At 64.6% G+C, this 17,888-nt stretch carries 20 protein-coding genes; 4 read left to right on the top strand and 16 right to left on the bottom strand.

Annotation, left to right across the window (positions count from 1 at the left end):
• Window positions 1-282: 282 nt before the first annotated feature.
• The 9 genes from PAN31108_RS03610 to PAN31108_RS03570 form a co-directional block, all read right to left on the bottom strand.
• Complete coding sequence (locus PAN31108_RS03610; RefSeq protein WP_150667532.1) at window positions 283-1,230, bottom strand: NAD(P)H-dependent flavin oxidoreductase; 948 nt, start codon at window positions 1,228-1,230, stop codon at window positions 283-285.
• Between the two features lie 422 nt (window positions 1,231-1,652).
• Window positions 1,653-2,576, bottom strand: coding sequence for an MBL fold metallo-hydrolase (locus PAN31108_RS03605; protein ID WP_150667531.1), 924 nt, complete (start codon window positions 2,574-2,576; stop codon window positions 1,653-1,655).
• A gap of 63 nt (window positions 2,577-2,639) precedes the next feature.
• The gene (locus PAN31108_RS03600; protein ID WP_150667530.1) at window positions 2,640-3,071 is read right to left on the bottom strand and encodes a MaoC family dehydratase; all 432 of its coding nucleotides are present in this window, start codon (window positions 3,069-3,071) and stop codon (window positions 2,640-2,642) included.
• A 72-nt stretch (window positions 3,072-3,143) separates the two neighbouring features.
• A complete protein-coding gene (locus PAN31108_RS03595) occupies window positions 3,144-3,401 on the bottom strand; it encodes a DUF1289 domain-containing protein (protein WP_150667529.1) in 258 nt (85 codons plus the stop codon).
• A gap of 21 nt (window positions 3,402-3,422) precedes the next feature.
• Window positions 3,423-3,860 (bottom strand): thioesterase family protein, encoded by a 438-nt coding sequence (locus PAN31108_RS03590; protein WP_150667528.1) that lies wholly within the window; start codon window positions 3,858-3,860, stop codon window positions 3,423-3,425.
• 78 nt (window positions 3,861-3,938) lie between these two features.
• A complete protein-coding gene (locus tag PAN31108_RS03585) occupies window positions 3,939-4,457 on the bottom strand; it encodes a YbaK/EbsC family protein (RefSeq protein ID WP_150667527.1) in 519 nt (172 codons plus the stop codon).
• Window positions 4,458-4,557: 100 nt separating this feature from the next.
• Window positions 4,558-5,490, bottom strand: coding sequence for a hydroxymethylglutaryl-CoA lyase (locus tag PAN31108_RS03580; RefSeq protein ID WP_150667526.1), 933 nt, complete (start codon window positions 5,488-5,490; stop codon window positions 4,558-4,560).
• Between the two features lie 74 nt (window positions 5,491-5,564).
• A complete protein-coding gene (locus tag PAN31108_RS03575) occupies window positions 5,565-6,509 on the bottom strand; it encodes a 2-hydroxyacid dehydrogenase (protein WP_150667525.1) in 945 nt (314 codons plus the stop codon).
• A gap of 333 nt (window positions 6,510-6,842) precedes the next feature.
• A complete protein-coding gene (locus tag PAN31108_RS03570) occupies window positions 6,843-7,394 on the bottom strand; it encodes a YaeQ family protein (protein ID WP_150667524.1) in 552 nt (183 codons plus the stop codon).
• 258 nt (window positions 7,395-7,652) lie between these two features.
• Between PAN31108_RS03570 and PAN31108_RS03565 the strand changes: the two genes are divergently transcribed.
• Window positions 7,653-8,489: an alpha/beta fold hydrolase gene (locus PAN31108_RS03565; RefSeq protein ID WP_150667523.1), complete on the top strand. Its 837-nt coding sequence runs from the start codon at window positions 7,653-7,655 to the stop codon at window positions 8,487-8,489.
• Between the two features lie 98 nt (window positions 8,490-8,587).
• On the opposite strand, the gene PAN31108_RS03560 is transcribed toward PAN31108_RS03565, so the two are convergent.
• From PAN31108_RS03560 to PAN31108_RS03550, 3 genes are all read right to left on the bottom strand, one after another.
• The gene (locus tag PAN31108_RS03560) at window positions 8,588-8,965 is read right to left on the bottom strand and encodes a helix-turn-helix domain-containing protein (protein WP_150667522.1); all 378 of its coding nucleotides are present in this window, start codon (window positions 8,963-8,965) and stop codon (window positions 8,588-8,590) included.
• Window positions 8,966-9,560: 595 nt separating this feature from the next.
• A complete protein-coding gene (locus PAN31108_RS27060; protein ID WP_306440129.1) occupies window positions 9,561-10,430 on the bottom strand; it encodes a helix-turn-helix domain-containing protein in 870 nt (289 codons plus the stop codon).
• Between the two features lie 129 nt (window positions 10,431-10,559).
• Window positions 10,560-11,483 (bottom strand): DMT family transporter, encoded by a 924-nt coding sequence (locus tag PAN31108_RS03550; RefSeq protein ID WP_150667521.1) that lies wholly within the window; start codon window positions 11,481-11,483, stop codon window positions 10,560-10,562.
• 347 nt (window positions 11,484-11,830) lie between these two features.
• Here PAN31108_RS03550 and PAN31108_RS03545 point away from each other — a divergent pair, with 347 nt between their 5' ends.
• Window positions 11,831-13,102 (top strand): diguanylate cyclase, encoded by a 1,272-nt coding sequence (locus tag PAN31108_RS03545; RefSeq protein WP_246183760.1) that lies wholly within the window; start codon window positions 11,831-11,833, stop codon window positions 13,100-13,102.
• A 50-nt stretch (window positions 13,103-13,152) separates the two neighbouring features.
• Here the strand turns inward: PAN31108_RS03545 and PAN31108_RS03540 are convergent, their stop codons facing one another.
• The 4 genes from PAN31108_RS03540 to PAN31108_RS03520 form a co-directional block, all read right to left on the bottom strand.
• Complete coding sequence (locus PAN31108_RS03540) at window positions 13,153-13,398, bottom strand: hypothetical protein (RefSeq protein WP_150667519.1); 246 nt, start codon at window positions 13,396-13,398, stop codon at window positions 13,153-13,155.
• Window positions 13,399-14,197: 799 nt separating this feature from the next.
• Entirely contained in the window at window positions 14,198-14,383 is a 186-nt protein-coding gene (locus tag PAN31108_RS03530; protein ID WP_150667517.1) for a hypothetical protein, read from the bottom strand.
• Window positions 14,384-14,682: 299 nt separating this feature from the next.
• Window positions 14,683-15,897: a porin gene (locus PAN31108_RS03525; RefSeq protein ID WP_150667516.1), complete on the bottom strand. Its 1,215-nt coding sequence runs from the start codon at window positions 15,895-15,897 to the stop codon at window positions 14,683-14,685.
• A 224-nt stretch (window positions 15,898-16,121) separates the two neighbouring features.
• A complete protein-coding gene (locus tag PAN31108_RS03520) occupies window positions 16,122-16,712 on the bottom strand; it encodes an NAD(P)-dependent oxidoreductase (RefSeq protein WP_246183759.1) in 591 nt (196 codons plus the stop codon).
• Window positions 16,713-16,903: 191 nt separating this feature from the next.
• Between PAN31108_RS03520 and PAN31108_RS26965 the strand changes: the two genes are divergently transcribed.
• Both PAN31108_RS26965 and PAN31108_RS03515 read left to right on the top strand, forming a co-directional pair.
• On the top strand, window positions 16,904-17,038 hold the full coding sequence (locus PAN31108_RS26965; RefSeq protein WP_281350032.1) for a hypothetical protein: 135 nt from the start codon (window positions 16,904-16,906) through the stop codon (window positions 17,036-17,038).
• Entirely contained in the window at window positions 17,038-17,700 is a 663-nt protein-coding gene (locus tag PAN31108_RS03515) for an AraC family transcriptional regulator (RefSeq protein ID WP_246183758.1), read from the top strand. Before PAN31108_RS26965 ends, PAN31108_RS03515 begins: the two co-directional genes overlap by 1 nt.
• Window positions 17,701-17,888 lie beyond the last annotated feature (188 nt).

Here is a 17,888-nt window from a genome sequence, read left to right as displayed (position 1 = left end):
CTCAGCCGGGGGGAGGAGATTGCCATTGCCGGGGGGGCCGACGCTTGCGGTTCGGCCGGGCGCGTTGTCGATTTTTTGTCGACCCGTCAGATCGCATCACATCGCGTCAGGCGCAGTCATGGTCTCTCATGGTCGCTCATGGCCTGTCATGCCCCGTCGCCCGCCGGTCGTGCACGACGCGAGCGCGCGCGTCTCGCGTCGCCGGGCGCTATCGATCACCTCCGATCGACTTCGCTCCAGTCCGAATTCAATCCCAATTCAAGCCAAAATGAACGCGGTCGGTCAGCCTGCCAGTCGCTTGCGCGTGTCGTCGTACTCCTGCTTCAGGCGCGCGATGATCTGTGCCGCCGGGCGCACATCGTCCATCAACCCCACGCCCTGACCCGCGCCCCAGATGTCCTTCCAGGCTTTCGCCTTGGAGAAGTTCATCGCGGACTTGTCGGCAGTGGGCAGGTTGTCGGGATCGAGCCCCGCATTGAGAATGCTCTGGCGGATGTAGTTGCCCGACACGCCGGTGAAGAGGTTCGTGTAGATGATGTCGTTAGCGCTGGCGTCGACGATGGCCTGCTTGTAGTTGTCGCTCGCGTTCGCTTCCGTCGACGCGATGAAGCGCGTGCCGATGTAAGCGAGGTCGGCGCCCATCGCCTGCGCGGCGAGAATCGAGCCGCCGTTGGCGATCGAGCCGGAGAGCACGAGGGGGCCGTCGAAGATCTTGCGCACTTCGCCGACCAGCGCGAACGGCGAAAGCATGCCCGCATGACCGCCGGCGCCGGCCGCGACGAGGATCAGGCCGTCCACGCCCGCTTCGAGCGCCTTGTTGGCGTGACGCAGGTTGATCACGTCGTGCAGCACAATGCCGCCATAGCTGTGCACCGCGTCGAGCACTTCCTTGGGCGGCGCGCGCAGGCTCGTGATGAAGATCGGCACGCGATGCTCGACGCACACGCGCACGTCGTGTTCGAGCCGCTGGTTCGACTGATGCACGATCTGGTTGACGGCAAGCGGGCCGACGACCGCCTCCGGATTCGCCGCCTTGTACGACGCCAGCTCCTCGGTGATGCGCGCGAGCCAGTCTTCGAGAATCTGCGGCTCGCGCGCGTTGAGCGCGGGGAACGAGCCGACGATACCGGCCTTGCACTGCGCGAGCACCAACTCCGGATAACTCACGATGAACATCGGCGAGGCCACCACAGGCAGCGCCAGGTTTTGCAGAATCTTGGGAAGGGCCATGAAGTCTCCTGGATCAGGACGTTCGGTAAGCGGCGCGCGTTGCGTGCCGTCTCGCCCATCGGACGGCGCCGGATGCCTGCCGCCGAAAGGGGAAGCACATTCGCGAACGGTCGTTCGATTATAGGGGGATTCCGACGTTGCCCGACGGGCGGCCACTCGAAGAAAGCTTCGGTTCTTGCCGGGCGACGGCTCCCGTATCAGGGAAAGTCCTCTTGGGCGGCGTGCGTGGGCTGACTACGATGAAAACGCGTGCCAGGGGACATCGGCAACATGGTGTCGCAGGACGAGCGCCGCGTTAGCGACCGCAGTGCTCGTCCGGCACGTCACGTCCTCAAACGCCGCTTGCCGTCAACGGTAAGCGGCGTTATTTTTTTCGCGCTCGCCAGTGGGGTTTGCCGACGTCACCCGCATGCAAAGCGTGCTCAGACGGCATGCAAGGTGTCCGTCTCGCTCACGTAGCGCAGCGCACCCGACTTCGCGAGGTCCGCCACCAGGGTATCGAGCAGGGCCGGCCAGCCCGACGGCGGGGCAAGCATCGCCGCCGCATTGCGCCACGCCCGCGCCGTGTCGAGCGTTGCCTTGAGCGTGGCGCCCGTCATCTCCCCCTCGGCCATCAGCCGGAAAACGATCAGCACCTTGAGGGCGTTGCGCGCATTGCGGGCGGGATCGCTTTGCAGATAGTCCAGACGCGAACGCGCGGCGGCCAGCGCGCCGTCGATATCGTCGAACGGCTTGCCATGGCCGGGAATGACCAGCGAGACGTCGATCTGTTCGATGAGGTCGAGCACGGCGGCCTGCTCGGCGAAGCCCGACTCGCCATCGAGTTCGGGGAAGATCACGCCGAAACCGTTTTCCCACAGGGCGTCGCCGGAAATCAGGATGCCGTCGGCGGCGTGATAGAGCATGAGGGCGTGCGGGTCGTGTCCCGGCGCGCCAAGCACCAGCCATTCATGATCGCCAAGAGCGACGGTGTCGCCGGGCGAGAGCGTGTCGTCGAACGTGAAACGCGCGCATTGCTGGCCGGTCGCCTCGAACGACAGGCGGCGCTCGTCCCAGTGGCGGACCGGATCGGCCTCGGCCGCCGGCACCCAGGTGCGGCAACCGTAGCGCGCCTGTAGCGCGGCGTTGCCGCCGCAGTGGTCGGAATGCAGATGCGTATTGATCAGGCGCGCGAGCGGCTGGCCTTCGGGCAGCGCATGCGCGACGAGCGCCAGCGTTTGTTCGGAATGGCTGACGTAGCCGCTATCGACGAGTGTCGGCGCATCGCCGAGGAACAGCACGTTGTTCGATGAGAGCCAGCCGCGCTCGAACACGCGCAGCCCGGCGGGAAGGGCAAGCGAGGTCATTGGGCGTGTCTCATAAGTCGTTGAAGATCGCAGCGTATCGGGAAACGGTGCACAGCGCCGCGTTCACGCCGGTTTGGCGCACACGAGGATTTTGGCCGTGGCGGCGATCACCGTCTCGCCGCGCTGGTTGACGGCGTGGCCGTCGAGCGACACGATGTCGCCCGCGAGGGACGCCTTCCACAGACTGCCGGTGACGGTCCAACTGACGGTAATGTCGTCGCCTGCGTGCACCGCGCGTCGCAGCTTCATGTCGAATTCGAGCCCGAGCGGTTGCGCCGTCTTCGAGTAATGCGTGGCGAGCAAGGCGGCGAGGTAGGACATCTGCTGCGTACCCGACGAGATCAGCCCGCCGAAACGCGGGTCGGCGGCGGCGTAGTCGGCGTCGAGATGCAACGGATTGAAGTCGTGCGCGAGCGTGGAGAACTCGCGGATCGAATCCGGCGAGAAATGATGGCTGGCGGAGAACGTCTCGCCGACGGCAACGATTTTTCCCATATGCGATGGCGGAAAGTTTGAGGGCGGTGGCGGCGCGCCTGGAACGACGGTCAGCGCCTACCCGGAGCGAACTCAGGACGCATTGTCCGCACTGTCGTCTCCCGGACTGTTTTGCGCGACCACGCGGCGATGCATCTCGGGCGGCGCTTCATGCTCGGCACGTCGCGCGGGCAGCAGCGACCATACGACGCGCTTCGCGTCGTCCGCCATGCTCGACCACGACGCGATCTCGTCGAGCGTGCGCCAGCACCCCGAGCACCAGCCCGTGGCCGGATTCATGCGGCAGATGTTGGTGCAGGGCGACGGCACGGGAGCGTCGAGCGAGGTCATGAGCGGGCCGTGAGGATGAGGTCAGACAGGCAAGCCGAGTTTTTCGGCCTTCTCACGCAGCTTGCCGTGAAAGCGTTCCCGATCGACGATGACGCGCTCATGCGTGCCGGCGCTCACCTTGTCGAGACCGTCCCATGCTTCGACCTCGAAGCGCAGCGTGCGGCCCGCGACATCGACGAGCTTGCCCTGAATGCGCAGCGTGTCGCCCGCCGGTGTGGCAGCCAGGTGCGAGAAGGAGACGAGCGTGCCGAGCGACTGCTCGCGCGGCCAGTCGAGATACGGACGAATGGCTTGCAGGCAGGCGCATTCCAGAATGCCCGCCAGGTAGCCGGTTGCAAGCACCGCAGGCATCTCGCGGCAGAGTTCGACATCGTCGTACAGTTCGGGCACGACGGCCTTCTTCGGCACGCGATACGTCCACTCGAATGTCAGGCCCGGCACAAGTTCGGGGCTCGGCATGAAAGGTCTCCTTGAGGTTGTGGGGGCGGCGTGGGCGGCGTGGGCGATGTGCCGACGCTTGCGCGAGACGACGACGTATCAGGCGCGCAGCGCGACGTCCACGACCGGCGCGCCCGTCATGGCCACCAACTGTTGCGGCGTGAGGTTGAACACGGCGTGCGGGTGCCCGGCGGCGGCCCACAAGCTCGCGAGCTTCAGCAGGTCTTCGTCGATCAGCGTGACGGGCGAGACCACGTGCCCGATGGGGCTCACACCGCCGATGGAATACCCCGTCTTCTCCTTGACGAAGCGGGCGTCGGCACGCGCGAGTTCACCGACTTGCGCGGCGACCTTCTTCTCGTCCACCCGATTGACGCCGCTGGCGATGACCAGCACCGGCGTGTCGTCGGCGGCGCGGCGGAAGATGATCGACTTCGCGATCTGCGCGACTTCGCAACCGAGACCGGCAGCAGCTTCTGCCGAGGTTTTACCCGTGGCCGGCAGCAGCACGATCGGTTGATCGTGGCCCATGCCGGCGAGCAGTCGTGCGACGTGGCGTGCGCCTTCCGGCAGGTCCTGCTCGGTCGCGGATTCGGGGATTTGCGGTGTTTCGCTCATGGTCGGGTCCGTTGGCCTCACGCGGTTCGCGCGAGGCGGGTTCGTTGTGCCGGGAAGTGACGCCAGGTGACGCCAGGGGACGCCAGGGGACGCCAGGGCATCATGCGCTGGCGGCGACATCCTTCATCTTGGCGAGCATCGCGCGGCCCACGCGCGAGGCGTTCGGGCGGCCGATGGCCTGCGAAATATAGTCGCCGGTGTGTACGACGGCTTCCAGATCGATGCCCGTCTCGATACCGAGGCCTTGCAGCAGGTACAGCACGTCTTCCGTGGCGACGTTGCCCGTCGCCCCCTTGGCATACGGGCAGCCGCCGAGACCGGCGACCGACGAGTGGAAGATCGAGATGCCCGAGAGCAGCGCGGCGTAGATGTTGGCCGTGGCCTGACCGTAGGTGTCGTGGAAGTGTCCCGACAGGCGTTCGATGGGGAACACGCTGGCGCAGGCTTCCATGACTTCGCGGGTGCGCGAGGGCGTACCTACGCCGATGGTGTCGGCAATGTCGATCTCGTCGCAGCCGAGCGCGGCGAGCCGTTTGACGACATCGACCACGCTGGCGACCGGCACCTCGCCCTGATACGGGCACCCTAGCGCGCACGAGATGCTGCCGCGCAGGCGCAGGCCGGCGTCCTTGGCCGCGCGCGCGACCGGCTCGAAGCGCGCGATGCTCTCTTCGATGGAGCAGTTGATATTGCGCTGCGAGAAGGCTTCGCTGGCCGCGCAGAAGATCACCACTTCATCCGCCTTCGCTGCGACGGCGCCTTCGAAGCCGCGCATGTTCGGCGTGAGCACCGAGTAGATGGTGCCGGGACGACGCGCGATGCCGGCCATGACGTCAGCCCCGTCGGCCATCTGCGGCACCCACTTCGGCGAGACGAACGACGTCGCTTCGATATTGGCAAAGCCGGCGGCCGACAGGCGATCGACCAACGCGATCTTGATGGCCGTGGGCACCGGCTGCTTTTCGTTTTGCAGGCCGTCGCGCGGGCCGACTTCGACCACTTTCACACGTTGCGGCAGATGGGATGCGGACATGGGGATCTGTCTCCTCGGATTCCTCTGTTTCGTCTGATGGGGTTCGGCAGCGGCGGCTTGGCGAAGGCGGCGACTCAGTAACCGCGCGTCAGATCGACGATGCCGGTAATCGCCTCGCCGCGTGTCAACGCAGCGATCTTGCCCGCGATCTGTTCGACCGTTTCGTCGCGCAACGTCAGGGCGGAAATGTGCGGCGTGACGGTGATGCGCGGCGTGCGCCAGAACGGATGGTCGTCGGGCAGCGGTTCGTTGCGGAACACGTCGAGCGTCGCGCCGGCGATCTGCCCGCTCTCCAGCGCGGCCAGCAAATCGTCGTCGACCAGATGCGCACCGCGTGCGACGTTGATCAGGAACGCGCCCCGGGCGAGTTTGGCGAAAAGCGCGGCATTCAGGACATCCACCGTCTGCGGCGTGAGCGGCAGCAGGTTGACGAGAATGCGTGCGCCGCGCACGCACGCGTCGAAGCCGGCCTCTGCGTGGTGCAGCGCCACGCCGCTGTCATCGTGACGCTCGCTGCGGCTCCACGCGCGCACCGGGAAGCCGAACGTCTTCAGCGCACGCGCGACATGGGCGCCGAGCGTGCCGTAGCCGAGTACGGCGACGGGAAAGTCGGACAAGCGGTTCGGCTTCTGAAATTTCCATTGCGTTTGCGCCTGCTGCGCGTCGAACTCGTCGAGACGACGGAAGTAGCGCAACGCGGCGGCGCTCACGTACTGCGCCATCTGGTCGGCCATGCCGGCATCTTCCAGACGCACGAGCGGCACGCCGGCCGGCAGACGGTGCGCGCTTTCGCCACGCATGCCGAGTACGCCATCGACGCCGGCCCCCAGGTTGAAGATCGCCTTCAGCCGCTCACGGGGTTGCAGAACTTCGGCGTTCGGCTTCCACAGCACCAGATAGTCCGCCGGGGCCGTGTCGCCCGGCTGCCAGCCGCGAATGTTGGCCTGCGGCAGATGTTGCGCGAGACCGGTCTCGTAAGCGGCAGTCTTGCCGTCGGGGGAATAGATCAGGATGTCCATGAAGTGCAGGGGCCGTCGGCGCGATTGCGTTGACTCGATTTACGTTAACGTCAAGTGTAACGCAGCTTCCGGGGCGTCGCGTATTGGGGCGGCGCCCGAGGTTGGACGGGCCGGAATCCGCGGGGCATGCGGCGTTTGCGGCTAACGCGCGGTCGCCCGCGCGCGGCAGGGCTGCGCAAACGACGGGTGAGCCGTTGAGGCGAGGGGAGGTGTAGGGAGGTGTAGGGAGGTGTAGGGAGGTGTAGGGAGGTGTAGGGAGGCGGTGGTGGTGCGGGTCAGGCAGGCTGAGCGCGGGCGCGGGCCGCGCGCTTTAGCGAGGTATGCGTCGCGGGCTCAGTCGCCGGCGGCGGTGCGCAGCGTTTCGAGCTTGACGGCAAAGTTGTGGTTGTCGTCGGCGACCCAGACTTCGCCGTCCTGAATCGTGCATTGCAGCCGCATCGTGCGCGACGCGAGCGCCGTGAGCGCCTCGGCCGAGTCGTCGGCGAGCATGCGCACGGTGAGGTTCGACAGACGATGGATCTGCGATTCGGTGGCCTGCCACCAGACCGCTGCGGGTTTGCCACCGTAAGCGACAACGTCCACATGCGTCGCGCGCCCGGCGGCCTTGACGAGGCGGCGGGCGTCCGGCTGACCCACGTCGATCCAGCGCACGATATCGCCACCGAAATCGTGTTCCCACAGATCCGGCTCGTCGGCCGTCGAAATGCCCTTGCCGAACGATAGCCGCTCACCGGCATACAACATGAACGCGAGCACGCGCACCATCATGCGCTCGTCGGTCTCCGACGGATGGCGGGCGATCGTGAGGTTATGGGACGCGTAGTAATGGCGGTCGAGGTCGGTGATTTGCACCTCGGCCTTGTAAATGGTGGCTTTGAGTGCCATGCCGGGAACCGCTGGAATGAAGAAAGTCGCAAGCATACACCAGCGAGCGGTGTCTCACGGGTCGGCGCGCTTCGGCACCGAGCGCCGTGACCGGCATCGCACCGGTCGCCCGACCGCACCCGCGACCCCGCTGACGCGAGCGCCGTTTTATCTCCCGAACCTGTGCGAGATGCCCGCCATGACGCGCGGGTGTTGCGTTGCAGCAAGTGGGCCGCAAGCTCGCTATACTGGCGACTTCGTCTTACCAGAAGCATCCTCATGCCGGTTCCCGCACCGCAAACGATCGACGTCAATGGCTATCCGATGGCCTACGTCGAAACCCCCGCACCTGCCGACGCCGTCGGCGCGCCATTAGTGCTGGTTCACGGCTCGCTTTGCGATTACCGCTACTTCAAGCCGAACATGGCCCCGTTGGGGCAACGCCGACGTGTCATTTCGGTGAGCCTGCGTCACTATTTCCCCGAAGCGTGGAACGGCCATGACGGCGTGTTCTCGGGTGAGCAGCATGCCGAAGATCTGGCCGCGTTCATCACCGCGCTCGGTGTCGGCCCGGTTCACGTGCTGGGCCACTCGCGCGGCGGCTACGTCGCACTGCGTACCGCCTTGCTCGCCCCCGACACGGTCCGCTCGTTGATTCTGGCCGACCCGGGCGTGGAGATCAGCGGCGGCCCGGTGCAGATTCCGCTCGACAGCGAACGCGGCAATTTCCGCGAGAAGGCCCTACAAGCGATCGAGGCAGGCGATATCGACGGGGGACTTGCGCTCTTTATCGATACGGTGAGCGGCCCGGACACCTGGCGGCGCATGGTGCCGTGGTTCAAGCAGATGGTGCGCGACAACGCCCGCACGCTGATCGGTCAGGTTGCCGAACCGCGCACACCGCTGCCGATCGACGCCCTGGGCGCGCTGCATGCCCCGGTTCTGCTGATGGGCGGCGCGCAGAGCCCCGCCCCCTATCCTGACGTGCTCAACGCGCTCGCCTACGCGATGCCGGAGGCTCGCCGCATGGTGATTCAGGACGCGTCGCACGGCATGAACCTCGCCAATCCGATTGCGTTCCACCGTGCGGTGGACGCCTTCCTCGGCAACGACTGAGATCCGGCGCAGCACGCGACCGGCGCCACCGTGCCGCTCGCGGCGCGTTGCCCGGCGCGAGCGTTGCGAGGGTCTTGCCCCGACCCCCCGCTTCGCTGTCATTCGTCGCGCAACGCGCCATGACCGAGGCGCAGGCTTAGCGTGCGCACCAGATCGGCCATCCATGCCTGATCGCGATCCGACAACTTCTGCATCGCTCGATTGAGCGACGGATACGGATCGCAGGGCGCCGCGACGCCGGTATCCGCAGCCAGCCCGTTCGTCGAGTCGAACGCCAGCAGTTCATGCGGCGGCAACCCCAACGTGTCGGCCAGAATGCAGATGTTGCGCAGCGAGATGTTGCGTTTGCCGCGCTCGACACCACTCAGATAGGAACGCGCCAGACCGCTCTCCAGCGCAAGCTTGTCTTGCGCCCAGTTGTATTTTTTGCGCAAACCGGCCAGATGTCTGCCGAATCGGAATAAATTGGTGTCCATAAAAAAGTTTCCTTGTTAGGGACGAGAAGATTGAAACAAAAATCCGGCATCGGGGACGGTGCCTCGGGTGTCCCTCGTTTGTGAGGCACGAACTACCGGGGGCGCCTCGCAGATTTTTTGTGGACTTTCGGAGAAGGCACAACGAGCGCGGTTGTCCCGAGGGGAGTGGTGGCGCTAATTCGCGTACCGCGTAACCACGCGGCGCTTCGTCCGATATGGCGCAAGCGTGTTGCCGCCTGCCTGCCAACCCGCGCCGCGCAGTGTGACACTGGTCTGACCGGATGGAGTAGAGCGGGGATTCTGAAAGGTTCCGCGTTGGGATGTCACTCGATGTTGACGGCGTGAGCCGGGGGATGTGTCGAACCGCGTGGCGTTGTCGCAGGCGTCTACGCGCTGGCATTCCTGTCGTTATTGATGTGGGCGCGCTTCATCGCCGTCGCGATGCATCGGTCGGGTGCAAGCATGAGATGCGACCGTCATAATTATTTTTAATAGGTTAAACAGTGACTCTTACGAGACGAATTCGCGCGCAGCGCCCCCGGTAACGCCGGGGGACTTTGCGCGATGTCCTAAGAATCAATTGCCCGACGCTCGCTCATGTCTCGTCGTTGCCTGGCAAGCGTAACGATCCTTCGCGCGAGATACGGTCGGAAGCGCTGGGGCGAGCGACGCCCGAGGCGGTCTGTCGATCGTCCATCGGATCCCCGATGCTGGACGGCTTGCCGGCCGCGCTCGATGCTTCGACGGATGCGGAAGTCGCCGGCGCATCATGCACGGCGTCGGCAGCGTCGTAGCGCGTCTGTGCCGGTGGGGTGAGTCGATGCTGTGCGCGATAGCGGGCGTCGAATCCCGGTGGGCTCGGTACGCGCGCCGGCCCCCCCTCGAGAGATGGACGCGATAGGGCGGCGGCCTCGTTGGCGTTGTCGGTGTTGTTGATGGCGCAGACGTCTTCGGCGTCGTCCTCGCGGTCCGAGGCGGTGGCGTCGGCTTCGCCCGCCTGAGCGTCGGCGGACGTTTGCACGTAAGTGCCGGCGGTGTCGATAGCGTTGGAGGTGTTGGTGGTGTTGGAGGTGTCGGTGGTGTCGATGGTGGCCGGCGGGGCGGCATGACTCAGCCGTGAGCTGAGGCTTCGAATGATCTCCGCGAGCCAGACCTGATCGCGGTTTTCGAGTTTGCACAGCGAGCGACTGATTTGCGGCAGCGGCGTGCGCCCGGACTGCGCCGAGGCATCTTCGGCGCCTGCCGACGCCTGTGCGAAACGCAGCATCTCGGACGTGGGCACGCCCAGCGTGTCGGCGAGCACGCAGATGTTGACGAGCGCGACATTGCGTCTGCCTCGCTCGATACCGCTGACGTACGAGCGTGCCAGACCGCTTTCGAGCGCAAGCTTCTCCTGCGACCAGCCGCGTGCTTTACGCAGGCGGGCCAGGTGGTCTCCGAACAGCGCGAGTGGATTCGTTTGCATGGCGGGACTCCGTTGACGAGTCACACAGCGTAATCAATCCCCCCGCGCCCTGCGACGTTATATCGCTCTCCTCCCCATGCGTTACAGGCGGGCCTCTATAAAGAGTCGGTGACGCTAATAGCGCTAAATTTATCGGACGCTTCCCAATTCATCCGCAGTGGCGGGTATCGGATCACGTCCTTTGCGAATCGGAAGATGCCAGTTTTCGCCGAGCGCGACACCGGCGAGTATCATCGCCCCGCCGGCGAGGTGATAGATGGCGAGATGTTCCCCGAGACCGAAGGCGGCGATCAGCGCCGTGAAGATCGGCACCAGATTGATGACAACGGTTGCGCGTCGCGGGCCGATACGTGCCACGCCGACCATCCAGATGAAAGGCGCGACGACGGACACGGGAATGGCCGCGAAGGCCAGTTCGGGTAAGTTGTCCATCGAGATGCCGGCTTTCTGCGAGATCAGATAGAACGGCAGCAACGCGATGACCGCGAACAGGATCTGCGCGTATAACGACGGCAACGGGGCGAGCGGCAAACGCCATTTGCGCAGCAGCACGCAGTAAAGCGCGTAGGCGAGCATGGCGACGACCATCATGGCGTCGCCCACGCCGATGCCCTGATCGGTCAGATGCAGTAGCGAGCCGTGGCCGACCACCAGCAACACGCCGCCGATGGATAGCAGGCCACCCGCGAGCGCACCGGCGGTGAGCGCATCGCCCAGCAGCACGACGGCCAGCGCGAGTGTCGTGAGCGGCAGCAGCGCGAGGATGATGCCCATGTTGGTCGCGCTCGTGTAATGCGCGGCGGAGTAGGCGATGCCTTGATAAAGCGCCATGCCGAGAACGCCGAGCGTCGCGTACTGCGCCATATGCGGCACCAGTTGCCGACGCGCGCGCCACAGTGTCGGCAATGCGATCGGGGTGAGGATGAGCCACGCGGCAAACCAGCGCAGGAAGGCGATTTCGGCGGGGAAGATGTGACCGACTGCGAGCTTGTTGACGATGACGTTGGCCGACCAGATGAGGACTGCGGTCAGCGGCAGAATGAAATTAGCCATGATTCCGTGCAAGGGGCGGGTCGGGCGGCCGACCGGCGATGAGGGGCGAACTGAAACCGATTGTCCGCCCGAAGCGTCCACGCGACATAGCGAATTTCGGACAAAAGATAAGGGTTTTCAGACGCGTCAGCCGCTCGGTCGCCTCACCTCCCGAATCGACTTCGGCGGGTCGGACCGCTTCGACGTTGGTCCCGTGCCATGGCCCGCAGGTAGAATGACGCCTCCGGGCCTTGCTCTCACCGCACGTCGTCGTTGTCGCGGCGCAGGCGCAACGTCAGGTCCCACGATGCGACGGCATCGTGCGCGTTTCGTGATTCGTGATGGGTGATCGGAGCAGCATGGTGTCAGTGAGTCATCAAGACCGTCAGGCACATGCCGACGATTCGCAGCAACGCCGCAAGGCACCTCTGGCGAGATCCTTGTCGTCCACGGGCAGTGTCGATCCCGAGTTGGCTGGCAAGGGCAAGCGGTTCGTGCGGCGCATCTATCGTCTGCGGACGATCGGTCTCGGCATCGGCTTCTTCTGTGTCGCCGGGGTCTTCTACCGGCAGACGCCTGCGACCTCGCTCTGGCTCTGGGCGCTGGTGATTTTCCACGGTTTCCTCTGGCCGCATCTGGCCTGCGTGATGGCGCTCTCGCGCCCGGTGCCTTACCGTGCCGAGCGCACCAATCTCATGATCGATGCCGCCTTCGGCGGCTTCTGGGTCGTTGCGATGCAATTCAATCTGCTGCCCAGTGTGGTCGTGCTCGCGATGATGTCGATGGACAACATCGGCGCTGGCGGCGTGCGGCTGTTCCTTTACGGGTTGCTGGCCAACGTGGCGGGCGGGCTGCTCGGCATTGCCGTGCTGGGGTTCGTGTGGGCGCCGGCGTCGGACACTTTCAACGTCGTTACCAGCTTGCCGATGGTGATTCTCTACCCCATTGCGCTCGGGAAAGTCACTTACGACCTCGCACAAAAACTCGCCCGGCGTTCGCGCGAGATGGAGCATCTCTCTCAGCACGACGGGCTGACGGGCCTGCTCAATCGACGCGCATGGGAACTGCGTCTGGCCGAGATTCATGCGGATTGCAAACTCACCGGGCAACCCGCGTGTCTGGTGCTGATGGACCTCGATCACTTCAAGCGCATCAACGATACGCTCGGGCATGCCGCAGGCGACGCCGCGCTGCGGCGCTTCGCCGGCGTGTTGCGTCAGCGACTGCGGGGTATCGACGCCGTGGGCCGATACGGTGGCGAAGAGTTCGGTGCGGTACTGGTCAATACCGGTGACGTGGCGGGACGCGATTTGATGCACCGTCTGCTCGCCGATTTGCGTGCTCGCGTGACGCAGGCGCAAGCCGCGATCGCGCCCGAAGATGCCGAACGGGGCGCGTTGGCCGAATGCACGGTGAGTCTCGGGCTGGTGCCGTTCTCGACGGAGTTCGACACCCCGCAGGCGTGGCTTCAGCAGGCCGACCGGGCGTTGTATCGGGCGAAGCGGCAGGGGCGTGACAGGATGGTCGTTCTCGACGCCGGTGCGTATGCATCGGACGGGAGACCCGCGCCGGATCACGAATACGTTACCGGTGCAGGGCAGCGTCGCGCCGGGACGGATCGGGGGGAGGGGGAAGACTGACGATGCCGGCGTCTGGCGGCACAGGCGTGGCCGACAGCCCGATGCGTCGATCAGCGAGTGCAGAGGCGCGTGAATGCACCGCGCAGTGCGGCCGGGAGTGCAGCCGCGAAGCTGAACGGACGTGCCAGTGCCGCGAGTCCCTCGCCGTTGAGTACGCGAGCGCCTTCCAGATGCGTTGCCAGCACGCAGAAATCTTCGCGTCGCATACCCACGCGCTGGCACGCATGGTCAAGTTGCTTCAGGTCGTTCGGATGTAGCGTGATGGTGAGGGTGACGTGCTCTGGGTCGGTGGTCATGTCTTTCAATTTCTCTTGTTCAAAACATCGGGCAAGGCGCACGGAGGAAGGTCCTCAGGTGGCACATGCCAAGCGCCCACGCGATCGCGCGGGCGGGCCGGATCCGACTGCGCTGGATCGGCCGGTGCGGCGAACGTGGCGGATCCCCGGAAGGAACGACATCGCGCTGAGGTGAAGGCAATATCGATTCCGACGAGGTACGCGACGTGTGATCGTGGCGTCGGTTGTCTTATGCAACACGTGGGCAATACGAGGCTGTGGGCGCGCAATCCGCCGCCTGAATCGAACGCGGGCGGCGGGACGGCACTGGCGCGTGAGAGCGATGCCTCGTAACAACGGGGAGGGTTGACTCTCCATCCGGCCACGACACTGGCGCCGGAATACAGCATGAGTACTGCGGACTACGAACGACAAACTACGAACGACAGCTACGGGTCATGCGAGACATCGTGGCAACGTTCGTCACCTGACTTTGGCGCCGGTGACTGCACCGCGTTGCCGGGTAAAGCGGGTCATACAGGGACTGCGCGGTGTTGCCGGGTGTGACGGGTATGGCTGGATATTGCTTGATACAGCGGTGATGCGAGACCTTCCAACAACAGGACTGCGGGTGGTGCATGTACAGCGATGCAGACCTCTAACTTGCGATACTGCGACTTGCTGGACTGCGACTGCGGATAAAGCGGAACTACGAGAACCACAAAACTTCCGAACTGCTACTGCTACTGCTACTGCTACTGCTACTGCTACTGCTACTGCTACTGCTACTGCCTGATTCCCACTACCGGACGTCGCCGACTTATACGGCATCCTTGAACTGAATGCGGGGGCATGCCGTTACGCGATGACTGCGGCGATAGCGCAGTACGAGTTCCACATGCGCCGACGCGGCCGTGCGCATTGCACGCCGATGCAGTTGCTTGACGCGCGCCGCCGAAACGGAAATGGCGAATGCCGCGATCAACAACCAACTAACGAAAGCCACCCATTTCTCCTCGTAACGATTGCAGCGTCAGACAAACCGGTGCGCATCGAATTCTTGGGGAAATCAAAAAGCGTGACTACCGCCGGCAGGCAACTGCATATCACTTCAATGGGATGAATTCTAAAGAGATTCCCGAATAGGGTAAACCCTTAAAATCGAAAACAATGTACTTTTTTAGACGAATGATCGGCTTATTCCAAACATTTGTTTGAATTTACATTGCATGACGTTTCCAAAGAAATCGGCCCAAACCCGCATGCGTTCTCGCGTTCGGGCCGATCGGCGTTTTTATCTCGGGATCAGAAGCTGTGCTTCAGCCCCATGCCGAGCAGCAGTTGCGTGCGGGCGCCTGCGTCCAGGCCGTAAGAACCGACCGAGGCGGTCGCTTCCACGGCACGTCCCTGATTCAGTGTCTTGCCCACGGCCTGCTGATAACCGCCAATCACGTAAGTCGACGTGCGCTTGGACAAGGCGTAAGTGACACCGGCATTGAACTGGTTGTAATGCGCCCCGATCGTGCCGTCGGCGCGCAGGCGCGTGTAGCTGTAACCGATGCCTGTGTTGATGGCGGGGGTAAGCGCATAGGTGGCGAACGCATTGACCGTGTCGAATTTCGCCGTGCCGGTAAACAGCGACAGGCTGTCGCTCGCGTACTGGGCGTTCGAAAGCGACACACCGAGCATTGCAGGCCCCACGGCATATTTCGCCCCGACGCGTGCAATGCGTACTTTGCTCGCGGTACGAAAACCGGCATTGATCGGCGAATTGAACAGCGAACCGGCGCTGCTGGTCCATTCGCGGTACGGCCAGTCGGGGTTACCCGTGAACACCCCGCGCTGACTACCGCCGTCCGCGAAGAAATAACCTGCCGCGAGCGCAAGGGGACCATTGCTGTATGCCCCCGCCAGGCCGTAGGACCGGCCGGCCCCTTCCTTGCCGGCGATGTTGCCGGTCGCGTACATCCCTTCGAATTGCAGCCCCCCGAAGTTCGGCGTGGCGTAGCGGATCGCGTTGTTGATCCGCGCGCCGTTGTCGTAGTTGTCGACGTCGCCCGGCGTGGCGAAGAAGCCGCCGAAGTAGCCGTCCGCCGTCAGGCCTTGCACGAGATTGACCACCGGATCGTACTGACGGCCGATCGTCACTTCGCCCCATTCGGCGCTCTTCAGACCGACGATGGCCTTACGACCGAACGCAAGACCCCCGTTACCCATGCGGCCATTGGTCGCGTCGAAACCGCTTTCGATCTGGAACAGCGCAGAGAGACCGCCACCGAGCGACTCGGTGCCGCGCAGGCCCCAGCGGCTCCCGCCGATGATGTTGCTGGTGATGCCGGAGAACGGTGCAGGACCGTTTGCTCCGGCCGTGTGATTGGCGTGCACGAAACCGGAGTCGATCGTGCCGTAAAGGGTGACGTTGCGCTGCGCGCTGACGCTCGTCGGCAAGGCAAGCAACGTGAGGGAGGCGGCGAGCGCAAGGGCGCGCAGGCCGGTTTTCGAGTGTGGACGTTGGTTCATGGTGTCGGGCGCTGATGCGCGCTTGGTTGAAATCGATACCGAGAATATTTCTGAACCCCTATTCGGATTCCTTATGAAAATTCCGAAACACCGTAAGTCCGCGTGGCAGCGACCGTCGTTCTCGGTCGCCCCCGGATTTTCTAGGAACCCTCCTTAGGATTCGTTCCAAAATCCCGCGATAAGCGGTCACGCAAAGCGATCCGCTTTGCGCGTATCCACCGATCTCATTCGTTGTCGGTTCCGCGCAAACCCCCACGGCGCAAGGCCACACGCGAGAGCGCAGCCCAGTCGAGCTGACCTTCATCGTGCGCAAGGCTATCGAGATGCGTGTCGCGCAGCACACTGGCGAACGGCATCGGCACGTTCGCCGCCTCACCCGCGAGCAACGTGAGGCGCATGTCCTTGGCGCCGAGCGCGAACTGGAATCCGGCCGGTTCGAAGACTTGCTTCGACATGGACGCACCGTATCCGGTGTAGGCGGGCGTGTTGAACCTCGGCGTCGTGATCATTTCGAGAAAGTCGCGGCCGGCCACGCCATGACCTTGTGCGAGTGCCGCGGCTTCGCTCATCGACCCAATGGCGCCGGCGATCATGAAGTTGGCGGCCAGTTTCACGACGTTCGCCTGCTCGGGCGCCTCGCCGAAGCGCCACGTGCGCTGACCGAGCCCGTCGAACAACGGCTGAACGGAGTCGATGACGGCGGCCAGAATGTTGAGCCTGCCGGCTTCGGAGACGCTCACGCGCCCAAGCACCGGTGCGGCGAGATAGCGCAGCCCGGGGGCGTCGTAGTGGGCGTGCATCTCGCGCGCGAACACTCGCGCCCCGCCGCTCTCCTGTCGGCGACCCGCGTCAATTCCGCCGAGGAGCGCGGGCGACGGTAAGATAGCGTGCGGATGACGCCGTTCGCGCCATACCCCGCTTTGCACGGCTGTTCCCCGCTTTTCGCCGTTTTTTGCGGCTGCTTTCTCATTGCCCAGCGATCACCGTCGGCCTTCCGCCCGCCACCATGACCGTCCGTTACAACTGGCCGAGCTTCAAGACGTTGCCCTATCCGGTCTACTTCCGCTACGACGAGTTCGATGCGCAGACCGCGTGGGTGCCGCATCGTCACGACTGGGGGACGTTCAGTTACGTGGGGTGATGCAGATCGAAATCGAGGGCGCGCGGTTTCTGTCGCCGCCGCAGTACGCCGTGTGGGTGCCGCCGAAGGCCACGCATGCGAGCTTCAACGCCGAGGCGGTGATCTATCGTTCGGTGTACATCGACGCTTCGCTGGCCGGGGCGCTCCCGGCCCATGCCGCGACATTGCGCATCAGCGGTTTGCTGCGCGCGATCCTGTGCGATTTTGCGGAGCGCGGCGTGGCATGTCCGACGACGGACGCCGACAAGCGTCTCGCGCACGTGCTCGTCGACCAGATCGCGCTCGCACCGGCCGAGCCGCGCTTTTTGCCGCAGGCGAGGTCGCCGTCGCTGGTACGCGTGCTGGAGGCGCTACAAAGCGAGCCCGGCGACAGCCGCACGGTCGAAGCGTGGGCGTCGACGGTCTCCATGACGGAGCGCACGTTCGCGCGTCATTGCCTGACGGAACTGGGCATGACGTTGGGGCAATGGCGTCAGCGCATGCGCTTTTTCCGCGCCATCGAGGCGCTGGAGGCGGGGCGGACGGTCAAGTCCATCGCCTTCGATCTCGGCTATGCGACGCCCTCGGCTTTCATCGAGATGTTCACGCGCCAGTCCGGACTCACGCCCGAGCAGTTCCGGCGTGAGGTGATCCTGAGCGCGCAGGCGCATGACACGGCGTGAGCCTGACCCCAACGGACCGCAACGGACAGCACGGACAGCACGGACAGCACGGACAGCACCACAAGCGTGTCGTATGCCCGACGGCACGACATGCATCCGGCAGATGCTGCGATGACCGCCGGGGGCAAGTGAGGATGGTAAGGATGGCCAGGACGGTGAGGATGATCGGGGCAGCGAGCAAGGGGCGA

The sequence above is a fragment of the Pandoraea anhela genome (assembly GCF_902459655.1).
Classification (GTDB): Bacteria; Pseudomonadota; Gammaproteobacteria; order Burkholderiales; family Burkholderiaceae; genus Pandoraea; species Pandoraea anhela.
This window is presented reverse-complemented; position numbering and strand designations above follow the sequence as displayed.